We start from the raw sequence: 18,057 nt of genomic DNA, 5'->3' as shown, positions 1-18,057 counted from the left end.
AAAAAAGCTGCACACCTGTTTAGGATGCACAGCTCTTATGCGTTTTACAGTTGCTTTCTTATTTTTTTACCGAAGCATTTTCGGCAGCTTTAATAATTACGGCGGCAACAAGTTTTGGTTGCGACATGAATACTACGTGGCTTCCTTTTATTTCGGTGATTGCTGTATTTGAACGTTTATACATAGCGCGCTCAATATCGGGGTTGATGCTTTTATCTTCGGTGGCAACTATACCGTAAGATGGTTTGTTTCTCCAGGCAGCATTAGTAAGCGGTGTAATAAAACCTTTTGCATAAAAAGCACCTTGCGAAGCGTACATGAAATCAGCTTCTTCTTTGCTGATATCGGCACAAAAACCGGCGTGGAATTTAGCTTTGTCGTAGTAAACTATGCCTTTATCATCTGGCGATAAAACACCATTTTCAGGAGCCGGAGGGGCAGTTTGTAACCATTGCACGGTTGTTTCACCTTTATCGGGCTGTAATGCGGCAATGTAAACAAGCGCTGCTACTTTAGGATGGTTACCGGCTTCGGTAATTACCGAGCCTCCCCATGAGTGGCCAACCAATATTGCAGGGCCATCTTGTTTATCTAAAGCTACGGTTACGGCTTTAACATCGTCTTCTAAAGAAGATAAAGGATTTTGAACCACGGTAACGTTATATCCTTTTTTGGTAAGTTCGGTATACAAGGCTTTATAACCTGATCCATCGGCAAAAGCACCGTGAACCAATACTACGTTTTTAACGGCCTGTGCCTGTGCCAATGAATTGAAACCTAAAACTACGGCAAAAGTTAATACTAAACTTAAAAGGCCTGCTTTAATTCTGTTTTTTAATGATGGAGTTTTCATATTGTTTTTGTTTTGAATTATTCTGTTTGATTTAACAATACAAAAGTGCCCCAAATGCGGCAGGTGGGAAATGTCGCGGTTTCCCGAAAGATTGTAATTTTTTCCCGGAGGAGGGCTAAATGAAAAAAGCTTAGTTTAATTCCCTCCCTCGGGAGGGGTGCGGCTGGTTTGCGCCGTCGCAGGGAGGGGTTTGTACGCCATGCTAACGGATGTATCGGGCGGTGAAACCCCTCCCTACACCCTCCCAGGGGAGGGAATCGCACATCCCCCCCGCTTTTGTCTCTCTAAATCAATACGTTTGCTTTCCCTTACGCCGCCACCGCCTGCACTTTCCCGCTCCTGAAATCAGCAGGCGATTGTTTGGTATGCCGTTTAAAGAAATTACAGAAATAGGCCGGATCCTCAAAACCCAGTTCGTAAGTAATTTGCTTAACCGACTTACTGGTATAACTCAACAAACGCCTTGCCTCAACAATAATCCTTGACTGGATTACCTGTTGCGGGGTTTTATCGTTATACAGCGAAAATATATTTGAGAGTGTTTTTGGCGACTTGTTCATCATTTCGGCATAAAAACTAACCGAATGCTCCGTGCGGAAATTCATTTCAACCAGCAGGTTAAATTTGCGGAAGATATCCAGCTTCTGATCTTGGTTATTTTCGGCAGGGATATATTTTGCCCGGGCCAGTTGTGTAACCATAATGATGAGCCGCTTGAGCAGCATGATCAGCATATCATTCTGGATATTATCTTTCGTATTCAGCTCGAGTGTGAAGATATCAAGCAATACTTTCAGCTTTGATTGATGAGGATCATCCAGGGGGATAAACAGCAGATCGCCCATGCCGAAAAGAAAGCCTACGCAGCTTACTTCGGTATCGTGGTCAACTATACAATAATACTCCCGGTTAAACTGCCAGGCAATGATCTCTGTGGGCCTTTCGAAAGTAAAGGTTTGATCGAACATGAGGGGCAGCAGGGTATTGGCGTTAAACTCGTGATCTATGCCATCTATATTGATAGTTTGTTTTGCGCCGGTATTCCAGGCTATGGTGAAATATTTTTTGGCTTTATCGCGGGTATAAAAAAAGCGGTCGAAATTTTCTTCTTTGCTGATCAGTAACAGATCGCCACCAGTTTTATGATCGGAAACAATTAGCTTCATTAATTTTTTGGTGTTAAAGATAAGGCAGATCGACGAGGTTTGAGGAGAACATGTGGGTTTTTGACATTTTTAAAACTTCGCGCCACACTATTTTTAAATACCAATCAGCTATTGGAGCTACTTTGAACTATTGCCGAATTATCTTTCCTTTGCAACCATGAGCAACGAACTCACCGACAAAGCATTTTGGGCCGGTTACTGGGAATCAAAAAAAGATCTGGCCTTCAACGTGCCGGCTAATTATACTTTTCACAAACTGTTAAAAAGCCTTATTGATGGCAGTAAACCGGCATCGGCTATCGAGCTGGGCGGCTTCCCGGGCTATTTCGCCATCTTTTTAAAAAAACACTTCGGACTCAAGACTACCCTGTTTGATTTTTATGTACACCCCAAAGTATTGAAGGAAGTTCTTGACGCCAACCAGCTTGGTAGTAATGACATAGCTGTAATTGAGGGCGACCTTTTTAAATACGAGCCCAATACCCAATATGACCTGGTACTATCCTGCGGACTGATTGAGCATTTTAATGATACCAAAGGCATTATCGAAAAGCACCTTTCGTTTTTAAAACCGGGTGGAACACTATTTATTACCCTGCCCAACTTTACCGGTGTTAACGGCTGGGTACAACGCAATTATGATTTGAACAATTACGAAAAGCATAACATCAGCAGCATGAACCCTACTTTGCTGGCCACCTGTTGCAAAGAGCTTGGCTTAAAAAATGTGGAAGCATACTACTACGGTAAATTTTCGGTTTGGCTTGAAGATAAGGCTAATAAGCCGGCTACTGCCAAAGCTATCACCAAACTGGTTTGGATAGCAGGGAAAGTGTTCACTAAGATAGTACCGGTAGAATCGAAGGCTTTATCGCCATATATTGTGGTTACGGCGACGAAAGCTTTGTAAGGCTGAAAGTTTCAAAGATCAAAGAAATCCAAAAATCCAATAAATCAGGGTTTACTTATCTTTTGCTTCACAAACCTTACCACGCGCTGCACCAAACTTCCTTTCCTGTTGGCCAGGAAATGTTTGATGGCTTTGTAAGCCTCTTCGTCCTCCTTAATTTCATTCGGAAATTGCGTTACGGCTTTGCGGGTCATCTGTACGTGATAAATATCCTCATTGTTTGAGTGCACTCCGCTGCCATCGTGCCCGATATTCTGAATGAGTGACTGCGACGGATTTAAGGTTAAGCCATTCTTCAAAAAAATGGATGCATACCAACGGATGGCCCAGGAGTTATTCTTCCCCGCTTTAAACTGTTGAATCTGTTTCCAGAAATTCATTTTGCCTTCTATCGAAAAACGGGCAATTTTCAATGTATCAAACTGCGCTATCAGCTTATCAACATCAGGTTCAAAGTTACGCCATGCGCGGGCCCAGGTAGCCCATCCCCAGCTGGTGGCCGCGCGATAAAAAAAAGTTTCGGGGAGATTTTTATCATGCAGGTTGTACATGTAGGCACCAATATGCATTACCTGCTCCTGGCTGGCATACCTGTTCAGGGCATCATTAAAATATTGCAGGGTGTAGGGTGATGAAAGCAGGTCATCTTCAAACACAATCACCTTGCCATATTCATACACCAATTGGGTAACACCGCTTATTACAGATTCGGCCAGGCCGAGGTTACGTTCGCGGGCAATAACTTTTACCGATTTGAAGCCTGTTACACCATTTACCAGTTGCCGTACCTCCTCTACTTTTCCCTTATCGGCATCGGTTTTAGCAGCATCGCAAAAAATATACAGCCGTGTTTCATCAGCCAATAAATTTTGTTGTAAATAGCTGATGGTTCGGCGGGTATGATCGGGCCGGTTGTAAACAAAAAGGGCTATCGGGGCAAGGTTTTGCATGTTGTAGTTTGAAGGCAGATTGGTTTGGCAGGATTACAGGATGCAAACACACACCGTCCCCTCCCAAACCATTAATGAGGTGGCAAAATTATAGCTAAAACAACGCCGTGCAAAACAAAAGCATAATTTGTTTTACCCTACCGATTTTACCGTAAATGTAATGCGGCGGTTAAGTTGCCGACCTGCAGGGTTATCCTTACCGTTAGGTAATTTATTAGGGGCAATAGGCATGCGTTTTCCGTATCCTTTAGCAGTAATGCGGCCTTGTTTAACCCCTTTCAGCAACAGGTAAGCAACGCAGGCCTCTGCCCGTTTTTGCGATAGTTTAAGGTTATCGGCATCGCTTCCTATGCCATCGGTATGCGAGGCAAGCTCTATCTTTATCTTCGGGTTATCAATCATCACCCCGGCCAGTTTATCAAGCGTACCGAACGATTCGGGGCGTAAATTGGCATTCCCAAAATCAAAGTAAATATTATCAACGGTAATAGGCACGTTAACCTTGTAGCTCTGCATGCAAATATCCGGATTGATCAATGTATCAATGCCAGGCCTTACTATAGGCGCCGGAACGGTTTTGGTAAAATATCCTTTTTGCGAAATCTCTACCTGGTAGCTGGGCAGCTTTTCTTTCACTTTAAAAACATAGCTGCCGGCCGTATCGGTAACAGCCGCCAGGATGCCCCTTTTTATAGCCGGGTCTTTAAGCAATACCCTTGCTCCGGCCATACCTTTTCCACTACCACAATCTATCACCTTGCCGTTAATGTACAGCGCCTGGTACTGCCCGGTAAAAAGGCTTAGGCAGCAATCAGAACCGCGGGCCGAACTGAGGTAAAATTTATTGGCATTATTGGGATCGAGATTGTAATAAAGATCGTCTTTTGAGGAGTTAACCGGGTAACCTAAATTTGAAGGAACCGACCAGTGACCGAAATCGCCGTCGCTGCGGTAAATATCAAAACCGCCCATGCCGGTAAAACCTGTCGAGCTGAAAAACAAAGCCTTATTGGCCTGATCGTAACAAGGCGATTGCTCATCATAAATGGTATTTACAGTACTGCCCAGGTTACTAACTGTTGTAGGTTGGCCATAATCGTCCAAATCACTTTCCCAGATATCATCACCGCCTTCACCGCCTGGCCTGTCTGATGAGAAGAACAAGCGCTTACCATCCGGCGTAACAAAAGGATGTTTTGAATTTGATCCATCAGCATTTACCGTATTGTTCAACCTTTCGGGCTGCTGCCATACGCTGTTCACCAGTTTACTTAAGTAAATAGCCGACACGGTTTTACCGCCTTTTTTATACCAACGGGTAAGGTACATTCTGTTACCTGTACCATCAAGTGCCGGAGTGGCATATTCAAATTGCCCTTCCTTATCAAAGGCGTTGAAATTAGTTGCCAGCGCTTTGGTCGAATCAAGTATCGCCGAGCTGTAAATGCGGTTGGTATAAAACTTATCCTTCTCCACCATTCTTGATGAGGTGAACCAATAGCGGCCCAGGTTTACCGAAAGCGCATAATCGCCCTGGTCCTTATTTAAAAACACCAATGGCGATACATCCACAGCACGCGGGTTTTCCATTTGCTTCATGGCATAACCGCAAGAAGCTATTTCCTTTTTGGCAATGGCCAGATATTTATCGTCGGCCGCGCTGCCTGCAAACAGGTTAAGCTGCTCTAATGCCTCCTGGTATTTACCGTTGGCCTGTAAACTAACCCCATACCATAGCGGTATTTGCGGGTATTGCTTTACTCCCTCGGGCGTATTTGCCTTTGCATACCATATAGCAGCATCGGTGTAATCTTTATACAAACGGTATGATTCGGCCAGTTTATAGGTTACGTACAGGTTTACCGCCTCCTTTTTTGAGGGAGTTGCTGCATCTGCAATATGCTTGTAGTAATAAGCAGCTGCGTAATATTCCTGCCTGTTAAAAGCCGAATCGGCCAGGGTTTTATAGTTTTTTGAGGCCTGTCCAAATGAAACCGCCGGAAATGCAAATAAAAAAAAGTAAAGTAAAAGCTTCTTCATATTATATCCTTGGGCATATTGGAGCCGGAGAATCGGCATAACGACTAAATATATAGCTTATTGATAACTCAAAACCACCTACGCCCGATGTTACCGAACGAAGGCCTGATGTATTAAAATCATAACTGGCACCTATCACCATGCGCCTGATGTGGTAGCCTATATTGGCAATCGCAGCATCCTGCAGGCGCAGCATGCCTCCAAGTACCAGGCCATTATCATCAGCAAACTTAAACTCGGAGTAGATACCGAAAGCCTTAATCTCAGCCTTATTTTGTTTAATGTAAACAGCATTGGGTATCACATCCAGCAATTGCGAAGCTTTGATGCGGATACCGCCGTGTGCGGTGAAACGCATCGGCAATTTACTGTTGATGCCGCCCGAGGCAAAGGGATCCTTTACATCGGTAAGGTGGTTTACGCTTACCCCGCCAAACAGGTTGGCTTTATTCATAGGATCGGCATTGTAATAATAGATGCCGGCGCCGGCATCAAATACCGTAGCCGATGAATAGCCAAAATTTTCAAAGTTGGGGATGGTGGGATCGAAACCGGTATTTGGATCGTACTGATTATCTGATTGCAATTTGCCTGGATCAAAGCTGCGGTTAATTACACCGGCCTGTAAACCAAAATGCAAACGCTGGTTACCATCACCTGAGATAGGGATCCCGTAACCAAACGAACCGTAGGCGGTAAAATAGTTATAACCGGCCGTGCCTGCTTTCTGGTCAAGCACGTTAAAACCAATGGCGGCCTTATCGTTTACCTTATGATCCATCGAAACACCGGCCGTACGGTAGCCATTGTTAATATTGCTCCACTGATCGCGAAAATTGGCTGAGAGGCGGGTATCACCGTCAAATGCGCCGGTAAGCGCCGGGTTTAACCACAGCGGGTAAGCATAATATTGCGAAAAGTGCGGATCAACCTGCGCTTTCACTATCCCTGCAGCCGCAAACTGCAACGCTATTGTAAGTATGAGTAATAGTTTTTTCATCGTAATAGCGTAATTGTTCCTTTTTTCTTCAATTCCGCTCCGTTATTCATCGTAGCTTTTAAATAGTATACATAAACGCCCACCGGCATTAATGATCCTTTAAAATAGCCATCCCAGCCTTTATTAATATCTGTTGAGGTAAAGAGCAACTGCCCCCATTGGCTGTACACATAAAATGCCATGGTTTGGATGTTTTTTCCGTGCACGTAAACCACATCATTATTACCATCGGCATTGGGTGTAAAGTTGTTGGCTACAAATATCACATTGTTGTTATCAATGGTAGTAGCTGTTACTGCCGCCGATGCCTGGCTAAGCGTACAGTCTGTTGCGCCAAGTGCTTTTACTGTAATAGTTACCGGCACATCCACATCAAGCCCGCTTATAGTATGGCTTAAACCGTTGGCGCCCGAGCTTGGGGCTTTATAGGTTGCACCATTATCGGTACTCACCTGGTAACTGGTGGCGCCGTCAACAGCATCCCATTTAAAGGTTACGCTGGTTGCAGTAACTTCGCCAACGGTAACCACAGGCGGGTTAAGTGGTTGCGTCATTTTTACCTGTACCGGAATACGGGCATTGGTAGTACAGCCCCCTGTGTTTGTAGCTTCAACATAATAAGTTGTAGCCGCATTTAAATTAGGGGTAGTATACGTAGCGCCTTTGGCCAGCAGGTGGCCGCCGGTTGCAGCATCGTACCATGATATTACGGAATTAGTTCCGGTGGCAGATGCGGTTAACGTAGCCTTTGTACCGGAACATATAGAAACTCCCGCCGCATCCACAACCGTAACCACAGGTGGCTGAACAGGAGTAACACTGATTGAAGTTCGTGATGATGAAATACAGCCTGTTGCATTTACAGCACGCACATAATAAGTTACCGCACCGTTTACATTATTCAATACAAGACTGGTGCCTGTAAATACAACATTGGCATCGTTGGGGTTGTTAAACCATTGATAAGTGATGCCGCTTTGCGGATTTTTTATGCTGAGGGTGGTTGTTGTGCCTGTGCAGGCGATAACCGTGCTCTGGTCAAACTGAGGGGCCGCAGGTATGGGATCAATGTTAACCTGTATGGTTGTCAGCGCGCTGCCGCAGGTACCATTTGATGCCTCAACGTAATAAGTTTTGTTGGTGTTTAAAATTGGTGTTGTATAGGTGCTTGCGGTTGATAACACCACAGTTTTAGCCGGAGAATCGTACCATTTATAAGTAAAACCGGCCTGCTGTGTAACGGCTAAGGTAACGCCCGAACCCGCGCAAATGCGGTAAACAGCCGCAGCAGGTGTTGGCGACGCCGGAGGAGGCGAAACCCTGATAATAATTACATTACTGTTAACCGGTGTTGTACAAGCACCTGAGGATACCACACGGCGGTAATAAGTATCCTTTTTTAAAGCCGCCGGGTCGTAATTTTTTCCGGTTGCACCAGTAATATCAGTAAAAGTCAAATTATCTGTTGATGACTGCCACTGGTATGTAAAAGTACCATCGCCGCCGGTTGGCGTGCTGCCGGTAATTGAGGTAGGATCGCCGGTTGAGCAAAACTGGGTTACCGGCGGTGCCGAAATGCTGTTGTTGGTTACCGAGCGGATGGGGCGTACGGTAACATCGTAATATGAATCGAAAGCGATAACGCCCGCAGTGCTGGTGCGGCGGCGCAGACTGTAAACGATGCTTGATGCCGTATTATTAGTTAACGATGAAGTAATGTAATCCTTCAAAGTATTGCCGGCGGGAGCACTAACCCAGTTGCCATTGCTGTTTATCTGCCACAAAAAACTATCCGGAACCGGGTTTTGAACTTCGCCGTTAAGCACAGCCGCCGCTGCCGAACAGATGGTAATGGTTATTACAGCCGGTGCAGGTGGGTTGGCAATATGATTAAATTTTATGACATCGTTATAAGCCGCAAATCCAGCTAAGGTATTAACATCGCCCATACCAAAAGCTTTAATCCCGGAGATCCGAAGCTCGGTTGTCCGGCCAAAAGTGGCATGCGGAATAGATAACAGGCAAAGTATTGCCCATAAAAAAAGGTTATATAAACGAGCAGGCATTGGGGTGCATAGCTTAAATTAATGGATAATGTTAATAATTATCCGTCATATTATTAAATTTTCAGAATATTTTAACTGCCGGCAAACTATTTTAAAGCCAGACGCAACAACTTTAGCCCTTAAGGGGTAATATGGCCTAAGTTTTTACTTAAACAGGTCGCCGCTGTGAAGCCGTAGCTTCATCCATTCTGTTCATTTTTACGGAGAAGTTAATTATAATGTTTACCTAAATACATTTTTTTAACATTAATTAAAAACACCAGGGTTGTACCGTAAAACACTATCCTTTTACATGATCATACTGAGCAGATTTATGATTGAAAAAAGAACTATCAATATTTGTGACAGGCCGGTTATTCACAATAAAAATCCGGACTAAGCGCCCCGTTTTAAAATGCGGTCAAATATAAGATTTATATCTTCCGAAATTTTTAAAATATAGGCCAGAAAGGCATAAACAATCCCCACAATTACCGAGCGGTAAAGCATATCAGCATATACATTTTTAAGCCGTGGCAGGTAAATACCTATCAGCATACAAACAGCAAAAACCAACAAGGCATACAAATGCGCTTTGCCAAACGGCTGAAGACCAAACTTGACCTTAATAAACAGCCAGTAGGTAAAATTGAGCACCAACATGGTAACCAGGTAGGATATGGCTGCTCCCATCATACCCATACGGGGTATCAGTACCAGGTTGCATACCAGGCATAATATCACACCGGCAACATAAAAAACAGTGGTAAGCCTGTAATATTTTGATAGGTTGATGATGTAATTATTAAGGCCGCCCGTCATATCAACCAAAAAAGCCACCCCTACTACTATGAATACGTTAAAAACGCCGGCGTACTCGGGCTTATGCAACAGCATAATGATAAATTGTTTATTCACCACAAGGCCGGTAAACAGCAGGCAACCTATCAGCATTTGTACTACCGATGTTTTGTAATATACCTTACCTATTTTGCCAACATCATTTGATGCCCATGCCTGCGAAACAATTTGTAACGACGTACGGCTTAAAGCCCGTGCCGGCATACTGATCACTACCGCGATGGCAAAAAAAGTACCATAAATACCTACGTATATAAATGATTGTTTGGTAAGCAAACTCAGCATCAGTGTATCCAGGTTTTGGATCATCACGAACGAGCTGTTGCTGAGCAGCGTAAATACCCCGTAGTTAACAAATTTCCATCGGTCGTTTTTTACAACTGCCTCTATCCGCGAGAATTTAAAATTGCCGTCTTTAATTATATAAATCCAGAGTATCAGCACCATCAGGGCGCTGGCTAAAACATAAATTAAAATAAAGGCATGATAATCAATCAGCCCCGCGGCAATAAGAAAAACGCTTGCAGTAGTAAACAACCGCAGCCCTACCTCGCGCAAAAAAGATGAAAACACATTTTTAAATACAGTAAGCGCAAAGCTTTCAATAACCGAAAAAGTTAAGGTAAAAAGCGCCAAAGGGATGAGATAGTAAAAATACCGCACCAGTAGCTGCGAGCCTTCCCTATCCTTATAATGATCAATGATATTATTGCGCGAAACCACAAATAACACGGTGAAAGCAATAAAACTGATCAGTGTCCACCAAAACGCAAAGGTTACAAAGCCGCCGTGTTTTTTATCGTCGGTGCGGTAGTATGGAAAAAATTTAATGATGATGTTGTTTATCCCTACACCTGCAATCTGGGTATAAAGTGCCAGAACAGTTGTTGTGAGGCTGAAAAAGCCAATCTCCTCAATACTTAATACACGCTGAAAAAGTATAATTCCGTTAAAAAAGCCCAGCATGATGCCCGCATATAAAATGAGGCTGTTAAAAAATCCCTGTTTCTGTAAAAGATTCATTGAGTTTTATTTGCTGATGCTGTTTTGAATGATACGATCGAGCAGGTTGATACGCAGATTGATATCGTAATTATTAATCATGTGCCAGCGCGCGGCGTTACCCATTTTTGCCGCCAGGTGCGTATCATCGGCTAATATCATCATTTTTTTGGCCATGCCTTCAATATCATATTCATCAACCAAAAAACCGGTTTCGCCATCAACAACAGCTTCCTTAATGCCGGAGTGGCGGGTTGAAACTACAGGCAAACCCGAAGATGAAGCTTCGAGCACGGTTACCGGCGTACCTTCCTTATCGCCATTGGCGGCGGTTACCGAGTGTTGCACAAAAGCCCGCATCTTAGCCATTAAAGCTCTTATTTCATCAGATTTCAGCACACCGGTTAGGGTAATGGCACCCTGAAGATCCAGTTGGATTATTAGATTTTTAGTTTCATCAAACAACGGTCCTGTACCGGCCATCCACAGTCCGGCATCGGGATATTTTTCGTGAACGATTTTGAATGCACGGACCAATGATTGAGGAGATTTCTTTTCGACAAAACGCCCCACAAACAAAAAATCACGTGCCGAAGCCGAAATATCAAGCAAGGGAAAAGCCGATGTATCAACTCCGCATGATGCAGTATACACTTTATCTGCCGGTGCCCCCATTTGCTTGAGCGTTTCGGCCATTTCGCCCGATACTGCTATAAATGCGCTTGCGTATTTAAAAGCACCCTGGTACAAATCGGCATAAGCGGCAACCGTATCACGATGAAATACATCAGCGCCGTGAAAATGGATCACTAAAGGTACCCCGGCAAGTTTGCAGGCCTCGGTAACAGATGCCCCCACCATTCCGTACTCGGCAAATACAGCGTCTATTTTATTTTCTGTGAGATAATTTTTTAATGCACGTGTACGGATGCCGATTTTTTTTTGCCTAAAAACTCTTTTTTGGATAAGATAAAGCAGCAAACCCAGTTTTGAACGGATCAGGGTTTTATCTTCATGATCATAAACCGGGAAAGCGCCGCCATAAAGCACCTTTTTGTTACCGCCAAGGCGGTAGATATGCATTTGTATAAAGGTTTCGGAAAATGCAGATTTATTGGGCTTGATGATACATAAGTTATATGCCTGATCCATATCAGCCTAACTTTTTACGAACAAATCCCCTGCGGAAGAAACTGCCTAATTTGTATATGGCCTTATTAAAGATCCTGCGGCTGCGCTGCGATGCGGTTACCGGTTTGGGATGAAAGAAAGCGGCTTCAAAATCGCTGTTTTTTTCCAGTACGATATGGGCATAGTCGCCAACATTCCATACATTTTTCAGTTCGTACAAAATAACCTCGGTGCCGGTATCTGCCGCCAGCTTACCAATCACATCAAATGAGATATGCTCATCAACAGGCTGCATAGTTTCGGGCTTGTTAACTAACGACCATTTGAGGTTTGCCGGGGTTGGCACGGTTAAAATAATCCGCCCCTTATCGCGTAATATTTTGGCCAATGCCGCATGAACAGCAGGCCTGTCGGTAACTGCAATATGCTCATACACATCCATAAATATGATGAGATCAAACTGTTCGTTAAAAGTATCGGGGGTAAGGATGCTTTCCTTAAAATTCAGTTTACTATCGCCAAAAAGCTTTTGGGCTATCTGGATAGACATGGTGCTTATATCGATGCCTGTAATAACAGCATCCGGCCAATACTTACGCATGCGCGAGCAGATATTACCCATTCCGCAGCCTACCTCTAAAATGCGCGCCGGTTTTGAAGGCGTAAAACGCTTAATGGTTTCCCATCCATATTCAATACGCGGGTTTACTACAATGTAATCATTAAGCTTGTTTTTAACGTGCTCATCATAATAAGACACTACATTTTCGCGGTTCGGATTTTCAGTCATTACAGATACAGAGTATATAAAGCTATGCTTTGCAGGTACAAAGTTAATAAATAATATTAAAGGGGCTTTTGGGCAACTATTACATAGATAGCACCGTCGCGGTCACGTTGCGCCTGGGTATTTATTTTATTAAATAACCCTATCATGGCCTGCATTACCAGCGCAAAAGGCGGAATTAAAAATTTAGGCAGTTTAACGGCAATACCATCCTGAAACAATTGCAAACCACTTGCAGATAAACCTAAAATGCCATAAAACATGCTGATCTTAAAATTTTCAGCCTCGATGGTTTTACGTAAACCTGCGCTTGTCCAACGCCAGTAGTCGTTAGGTGTTGGGTGATAAAACCAATGGCCATGGGTGGTGATGATAGCCGTTCCGCCGGGTTTTAAAATACGCAAAGCTTCCTGAAGATAGCCTGAGGGCGTATCAACATGCTCCAGTACCTGGTTGCTTAATACAATATCACAATAATTATCGGGCAATGTTGTTTTACTGTCAAAGCCTATATGGTGCTCGGCTTTGGGGTTCATTTCCAGGTCGATACCCAGGTATTTACCCACCAGCGGATCAATGAGTTCGCGGTAGGGCATGTCGCCGCAGCCAAAATCGGCCAGTAAAAGCGTTTTATTATCTGCGGTGAGCTGCTTTATTATTTCGATTGTTTTATCCCTCAGTTGCGAAAGGACTATGTAGCGCGTGTGAAAAATGGAGGGGTATAACCGGTCGTTACCTTTCATGCGGCTAATTTAGCAGTTTTACCGAAGTTTTTATTTACGCATTAAAAGAAGTGCCAGTTGCTCTGTTATCCTGTTTACAATTTAAATGAGTTGATTCTTAGTCATTTTTCCGGGCAGCTTTCTTTTTAGCAGCAGCCTTGGTAACAATCAATACTACGCCATTCGCGGCTTTCTCGCCGTAAATTGCAACTCCCGTTTTATCCTTTAACACGCTGATGCTTTCGATATCAGATGGATTAAGCGAGTTTAAAACAAAGCGGCTATTTTGCACTTTTCCGTCAACAATATACAACGGTTGCACAGGTCCGTTAACATCTCTGAGTATAACGGTTGATTTGGTTGTATCCCGGCGCACCTGTGTAGAAAATGACGAGACGGGGTTACCTGTTTCAACCGCGCCGGTTTTATTTTCTCCGGCTTTTTCTTTTTGATCATCGGCCAGCTTAAAACTTATCGGCACGCTGTACTGCACTTTAACTGGATGTCCGTTTTGTGTGCCGCATTTCCAGGCAGGCGAAAGTTTCAGCACCCGCACCGCTTCTTCATCGCAGCCGGAACCAATTCCTCTAACAACCTTCATATCAGTTAACGAGCCGTCCTTTTCAACTATAAAAGTAATAATTACCCGGCCCTGCACGTTGTTATCGCGAGCGGCTTTGGGATACTTAAGATTGATTGCCAAAAACTTGCCGAAGGCTTCTATACCACCCGGAAACTCCGGCACCTGTTCTACAGAGGTAAAAACAGGATCAGATGTAATTTTTCCTTTAATGCCCGGCACCGTATCAATTGTAGCTACATCATCCGGGGCCAGCGAAAAATTGATAGGTACAGAATATTGCACCCTAACCGGCCTCCCGTTTTGTATACCCGGTTTCCATTTTGGTGATAACGCTATAACACGCAGCGCTTCGTTATTCAAATCATCGGTAATACCCCTTACAATTTTCTCGTTTGACAGAGCGCCGTTTTTTTCAACAATAAAAGTGATGATCACCCGGCCCTGGATCTTTTGTTCGCGGGCGGTTGCAGGGTACCTGATGTTTGAGCCTAAAAATTTGCCAAAGGCTTCAATCCCGCCCGGAAACTCAGGCACGTTCTCAACAGCAGTGAACACCTCCGTAGTATCAGCAGGGGTAACCTGGTTATCCTCAATAGCAGGAAGTGGTTCATCAATTGTTATTTCGGTTACCTTACTGGCCGGGGTAGCAAAAACTTTATCGGCTTTGGTATTGATCACCGTAATAGCATCACTATTATTAATAGTAGCCGATGATAAAATCATCATCAAAATAAACAAAGGTGCCGAAAGCCCGTATTTGATCAGTTTAATGCGCTGCGAATTGTTTTTCTGCAACATTATAATCCTTGCCTTCAGCATACTTTTGTTAAAAAACGGGTTAACCAAATCATGTGTTGGCGTATGGAACGTTTGGCTTAAAAGCAGCATGGCGTAATCGGCCTTATTGGTGCCTGCTTTAATGGCCTGCCTGTCGGCAATAAACTCATGGATATGTTTAATGGCCATGCGGTAAAAATAAACCACCGGGTTAAACCAGTTGATAATCATCACCAACTCAACCAAAAGCACATCGGCCGAGTGCCATTGACGGGCGTGCACCTCCTCGTGGGTGCTGATGGCGGCATGTTCTTCATCATCGGCATTAAGTTTCACCGTTTTAAAAAAGGAGTAAGATACAGGAGGCTCGGGCTGGCTGATCACTTTTTTTAGCCTGATAAGCTGCCAGATTAGCCTGCCCGATAAAAACAGGATCCCAGCAACATAAATAATAAACAATATCTGCCCAATGCTCACCGGCGATTCTTCAATCGGCTTAAAGTGATAAACCAACACGGGGCTGTTATACAAAGTATATTTTACCTGTTGAGTGATAAACAGGTTTTGCACCCAGTTAGCCTGGATAACAGGGATCATGAACGACAGAACGGCGGCACTTACCAGGTAAAGCCTGTTAAGCTGAAAAAAAGTTTCCTTCCGCAACAACAGCATATAAAACCCGTAAAACAGCAACAGGTATATGTTTACCAACAACAGATATTGCCACCAGCTCATAATTATTTTTCTTTTAGTTTTTCAATCAGTTTCATGATCTCATCGGCCTCGTTCAGGTCGATTTTTTCCTTCTTCACAAAAAATGAAAACATGCGGTTAACCGAGTTATCAAAATAGCCGTTTAACAATTTATCGGCTGCAAAATTCTGGTACTGCTCTTTGCTGATAACCGGGTGATACTCGTGACTTTTGCCGTAGGCCGTATGCCCCACAAAACCCTTGGTTTCCAAAATCCGGATTATGGTTGATACGGTATTGTAGGCGGGCTTGGGCTCGGGCAACTGGTCGATAACGTCTTTAACATACCCTTTTTTTAATTGCCAAAGCACCTGCATAAGCTGCTCTTCGGCGCGGGTTAACTCTTTAATTTCCATGTGTGTACTTTTAATATTAATACCTCGTGTATTAATTTAACTGATCGGTTTATCTAAGGTAGATGATGTATTTCAAATTAACAACTAAATTTTTAGTTTTTAGTTTGATAAACTTTTAATTGCCATCTTCGTTGTGATACTTCATATACCATTTATAAATGAATATAACTTTTCATGGCGCTGCCCGTAACGTAACCGGCAGCAAGCATTTAGTTAGGCTTAATGACGGCACCGGCATTTTACTTGATTGCGGCATGTTTCAGGGCCTGGGCGAACAAACCGAAGAAATGAACGAGCATTTTGGTTTTAACCCAAAAAAGGTTGATCACCTGATCCTTTCACACGCACACATTGATCATTGCGGACTTATTCCGCGGCTGGTTGCCGAGGGTTTTGAAGGCAATATTTACTGCACCCCGGCCACAATGGACCTGGCCCGTATCCTGCTACTTGATTCGGCTAAGATCCAGATGCAGGATATTGAATATGACAATAAACACCGTGCCCGTAAAGGCCAGCCACTGCTTAGTCCGCTATATACCGACGAGGACGTGATGGAAGCCCTGCACCTGTTTAAAATTGTAGAATATGGTGAAGAATATGTGATAAACGAAAATGTAAAATTCAGCTTTACCGATGCCGGGCATATTTTGGGCAGTGCAGCGGTGCATCTCAATATTTTGGAGGATGTTAAAAGCTCCCGCATTTCATTTAGCGGTGATGTGGGGCGCTACGGCGATCTGTTATTGAAAAGCCCCGAACCTTTTGAACAGGCCGATTACATTTTGCTCGAATCAACATACGGCGACTCGCTTCACAAAGAACTCGGACCGATTGAAGATGCGCTGCTCGATATTATTAAACAAACCTGCGAGGTTAAAAAAGGAAAGGTGATCATTCCCGCTTTCGCCGTTGGACGTACACAAGAGCTTTTATACGCCTTAAATGGGTTGGAATTGAAGGGTATTTTACCTGATGTTCATTATTATGTAGATAGTCCGTTATCTGAAAAAGCTACCCAGATACTGATGAATCACCCCGAGGTATATAATAAACAAGTACAGGATGTTTTAAAGACGGATGCCAACCCGTTTGGGTTTAAAGGGCTAAGGTTTATTGAAAGCGTAGAAGAATCAAAAGCGTTAAACGATGATCCGCGCCCATGCGTTATTATAGCTTCATCGGGCATGGCCGAGGCCGGGCGGGTAAAACATCATATTAAAAACAATATCAACAACCAAAAAAACACCATTTTAATGGTTGGCTATGCCGAACCAAACTCGTTGGGCGGCCGCCTGCTGCGTGGCGATCATGAAGTACACATTTTTGGTGAACAATACGAGGTTAAGGCCGAAGTACGTTCGATCAGATCGATGAGTGCCCATGGCGATTACGACGACTTACTGCATTTTGTATCCTGCCAGGATCCGGCTTTGGTAAAAACCGTGTTTCTTGTCCATGGCGAATATGAGGTGCAGCATCATTTTGCCGGCAAGCTTAAGCAGAAAGGATTTCAGCATGTAGAAATCCCCTATCAGCACCAACGGATCGATTTAAAATAAGCTGGAAAATATTCTTTAATTCATAGAAAAATTTCCATATTTGTATTGGATAAACTTTTAAAGTCATGGAAAAGCGTAAATCAACCACCGGCAAAACACCAAAACCCAATCAATACAATATTGAGCCTATGGTAAGTTATGTAAATGACTTTCAGGAACCTTACATCACCATACCCCGGTACAATGATGATATCGGCCTGCTCGACAGATCAAAAAAAGGACTTGAAGCTAAAAGCGCTCTTGATTTTCTGGCACTTTCGGGTTTTACGCAGGATGAATTTCAGGAAACTTTTAAAACCACGGTAAAAACCATTCAAAACCACGTTAGCCGCCAGTTAAAGCTTGATGCCTCATTAAGCGAAAAACTGCTTAAATCATTCGCTTTGTTTGATAGCGGTATTGAGGTATTTGGTTCGGCACAGGCTTTTCAGCAATGGCTGCATGCGCCTGCTTATGGGCTCGGCAATCGTGTACCTTTTAATTTGATGGATACGATTACCGGAATTCAGTTTATTGACGAGGAGCTCACCCGCATAAAATACGGCGATCTGGCTTAAAA

The 18,057-nt window shown here is 43.6% G+C and carries 15 protein-coding genes; 3 read left to right on the top strand and 12 right to left on the bottom strand.

Annotation, left to right across the window (positions count from 1 at the left end):
- Window positions 1–58: 58 nt before the first annotated feature.
- Window positions 59–853 carry an alpha/beta hydrolase gene (locus tag HYN43_RS26965; RefSeq protein ID WP_119406963.1) on the bottom strand — a complete coding sequence of 265 codons (795 nt, stop codon included), beginning with the start codon at window positions 851–853 and terminating at the stop codon, window positions 59–61.
- A gap of 308 nt (window positions 854–1,161) precedes the next feature.
- Window positions 1,162–2,019 (bottom strand): helix-turn-helix domain-containing protein, encoded by an 858-nt coding sequence (locus HYN43_RS26960; protein ID WP_119406962.1) that lies wholly within the window; start codon window positions 2,017–2,019, stop codon window positions 1,162–1,164.
- Between the two features lie 157 nt (window positions 2,020–2,176).
- Here HYN43_RS26960 and HYN43_RS26955 point away from each other — a divergent pair, with 157 nt between their 5' ends.
- Window positions 2,177–2,929, top strand: a complete 753-nt coding sequence (locus HYN43_RS26955) for a class I SAM-dependent methyltransferase (protein WP_119406961.1) — start codon at window positions 2,177–2,179, stop codon at window positions 2,927–2,929.
- Window positions 2,930–2,973: 44 nt separating this feature from the next.
- Here the strand turns inward: HYN43_RS26955 and HYN43_RS26950 are convergent, their stop codons facing one another.
- The 10 genes from HYN43_RS26950 to HYN43_RS26905 form a co-directional block, all read right to left on the bottom strand.
- Complete coding sequence (locus HYN43_RS26950) at window positions 2,974–3,879, bottom strand: glycosyltransferase family protein (protein ID WP_119406960.1); 906 nt, start codon at window positions 3,877–3,879, stop codon at window positions 2,974–2,976.
- Between the two features lie 132 nt (window positions 3,880–4,011).
- A complete protein-coding gene (locus HYN43_RS26945) occupies window positions 4,012–5,919 on the bottom strand; it encodes an OmpA family protein (RefSeq protein ID WP_162996647.1) in 1,908 nt (635 codons plus the stop codon).
- A gap of 1 nt (window position 5,920) precedes the next feature.
- Window positions 5,921–6,919 (bottom strand): PorP/SprF family type IX secretion system membrane protein, encoded by a 999-nt coding sequence (locus tag HYN43_RS26940; RefSeq protein ID WP_119406958.1) that lies wholly within the window; start codon window positions 6,917–6,919, stop codon window positions 5,921–5,923.
- Window positions 6,916–8,985 (bottom strand): Ig-like domain-containing protein, encoded by a 2,070-nt coding sequence (locus HYN43_RS26935; RefSeq protein WP_119406957.1) that lies wholly within the window; start codon window positions 8,983–8,985, stop codon window positions 6,916–6,918. Before HYN43_RS26935 ends, HYN43_RS26940 begins: the two co-directional genes overlap by 4 nt.
- A gap of 375 nt (window positions 8,986–9,360) precedes the next feature.
- Window positions 9,361–10,848 (bottom strand): lipopolysaccharide biosynthesis protein, encoded by a 1,488-nt coding sequence (locus HYN43_RS26930; protein WP_119406956.1) that lies wholly within the window; start codon window positions 10,846–10,848, stop codon window positions 9,361–9,363.
- Between the two features lie 6 nt (window positions 10,849–10,854).
- The gene (locus HYN43_RS26925; protein ID WP_119406955.1) at window positions 10,855–11,979 is read right to left on the bottom strand and encodes a glycosyltransferase; all 1,125 of its coding nucleotides are present in this window, start codon (window positions 11,977–11,979) and stop codon (window positions 10,855–10,857) included.
- Window position 11,980: 1 nt separating this feature from the next.
- Window positions 11,981–12,748 (bottom strand): class I SAM-dependent methyltransferase, encoded by a 768-nt coding sequence (locus HYN43_RS26920; protein WP_119406954.1) that lies wholly within the window; start codon window positions 12,746–12,748, stop codon window positions 11,981–11,983.
- Between the two features lie 56 nt (window positions 12,749–12,804).
- Window positions 12,805–13,488, bottom strand: a complete 684-nt coding sequence (locus tag HYN43_RS26915; RefSeq protein WP_119406953.1) for a class I SAM-dependent methyltransferase — start codon at window positions 13,486–13,488, stop codon at window positions 12,805–12,807.
- 97 nt (window positions 13,489–13,585) lie between these two features.
- On the bottom strand, window positions 13,586–15,562 hold the full coding sequence (locus HYN43_RS26910) for a M56 family metallopeptidase (protein WP_119406952.1): 1,977 nt from the start codon (window positions 15,560–15,562) through the stop codon (window positions 13,586–13,588).
- A gap of 2 nt (window positions 15,563–15,564) precedes the next feature.
- Window positions 15,565–15,936 carry a BlaI/MecI/CopY family transcriptional regulator gene (locus HYN43_RS26905; protein WP_119406951.1) on the bottom strand — a complete coding sequence of 124 codons (372 nt, stop codon included), beginning with the start codon at window positions 15,934–15,936 and terminating at the stop codon, window positions 15,565–15,567.
- Window positions 15,937–16,094: 158 nt separating this feature from the next.
- Here HYN43_RS26905 and HYN43_RS26900 point away from each other — a divergent pair, with 158 nt between their 5' ends.
- Both HYN43_RS26900 and parS read left to right on the top strand, forming a co-directional pair.
- Complete coding sequence (locus HYN43_RS26900) at window positions 16,095–17,498, top strand: MBL fold metallo-hydrolase RNA specificity domain-containing protein (protein ID WP_119406950.1); 1,404 nt, start codon at window positions 16,095–16,097, stop codon at window positions 17,496–17,498.
- 65 nt (window positions 17,499–17,563) lie between these two features.
- Window positions 17,564–18,055: a type II RES/Xre toxin-antitoxin system antitoxin gene (parS, locus tag HYN43_RS26895; protein ID WP_245447033.1), complete on the top strand. Its 492-nt coding sequence runs from the start codon at window positions 17,564–17,566 to the stop codon at window positions 18,053–18,055.
- Window positions 18,056–18,057: the final 2 nt, after the last annotated feature.

The sequence above is a fragment of the Mucilaginibacter celer genome (assembly GCF_003576455.2).
GTDB lineage: Bacteria > Bacteroidota > Bacteroidia > Sphingobacteriales > Sphingobacteriaceae > Mucilaginibacter > Mucilaginibacter celer.
Note: the sequence above shows the minus strand (reverse complement) of the source record. Positions and strands in the feature narration are given on the sequence as shown.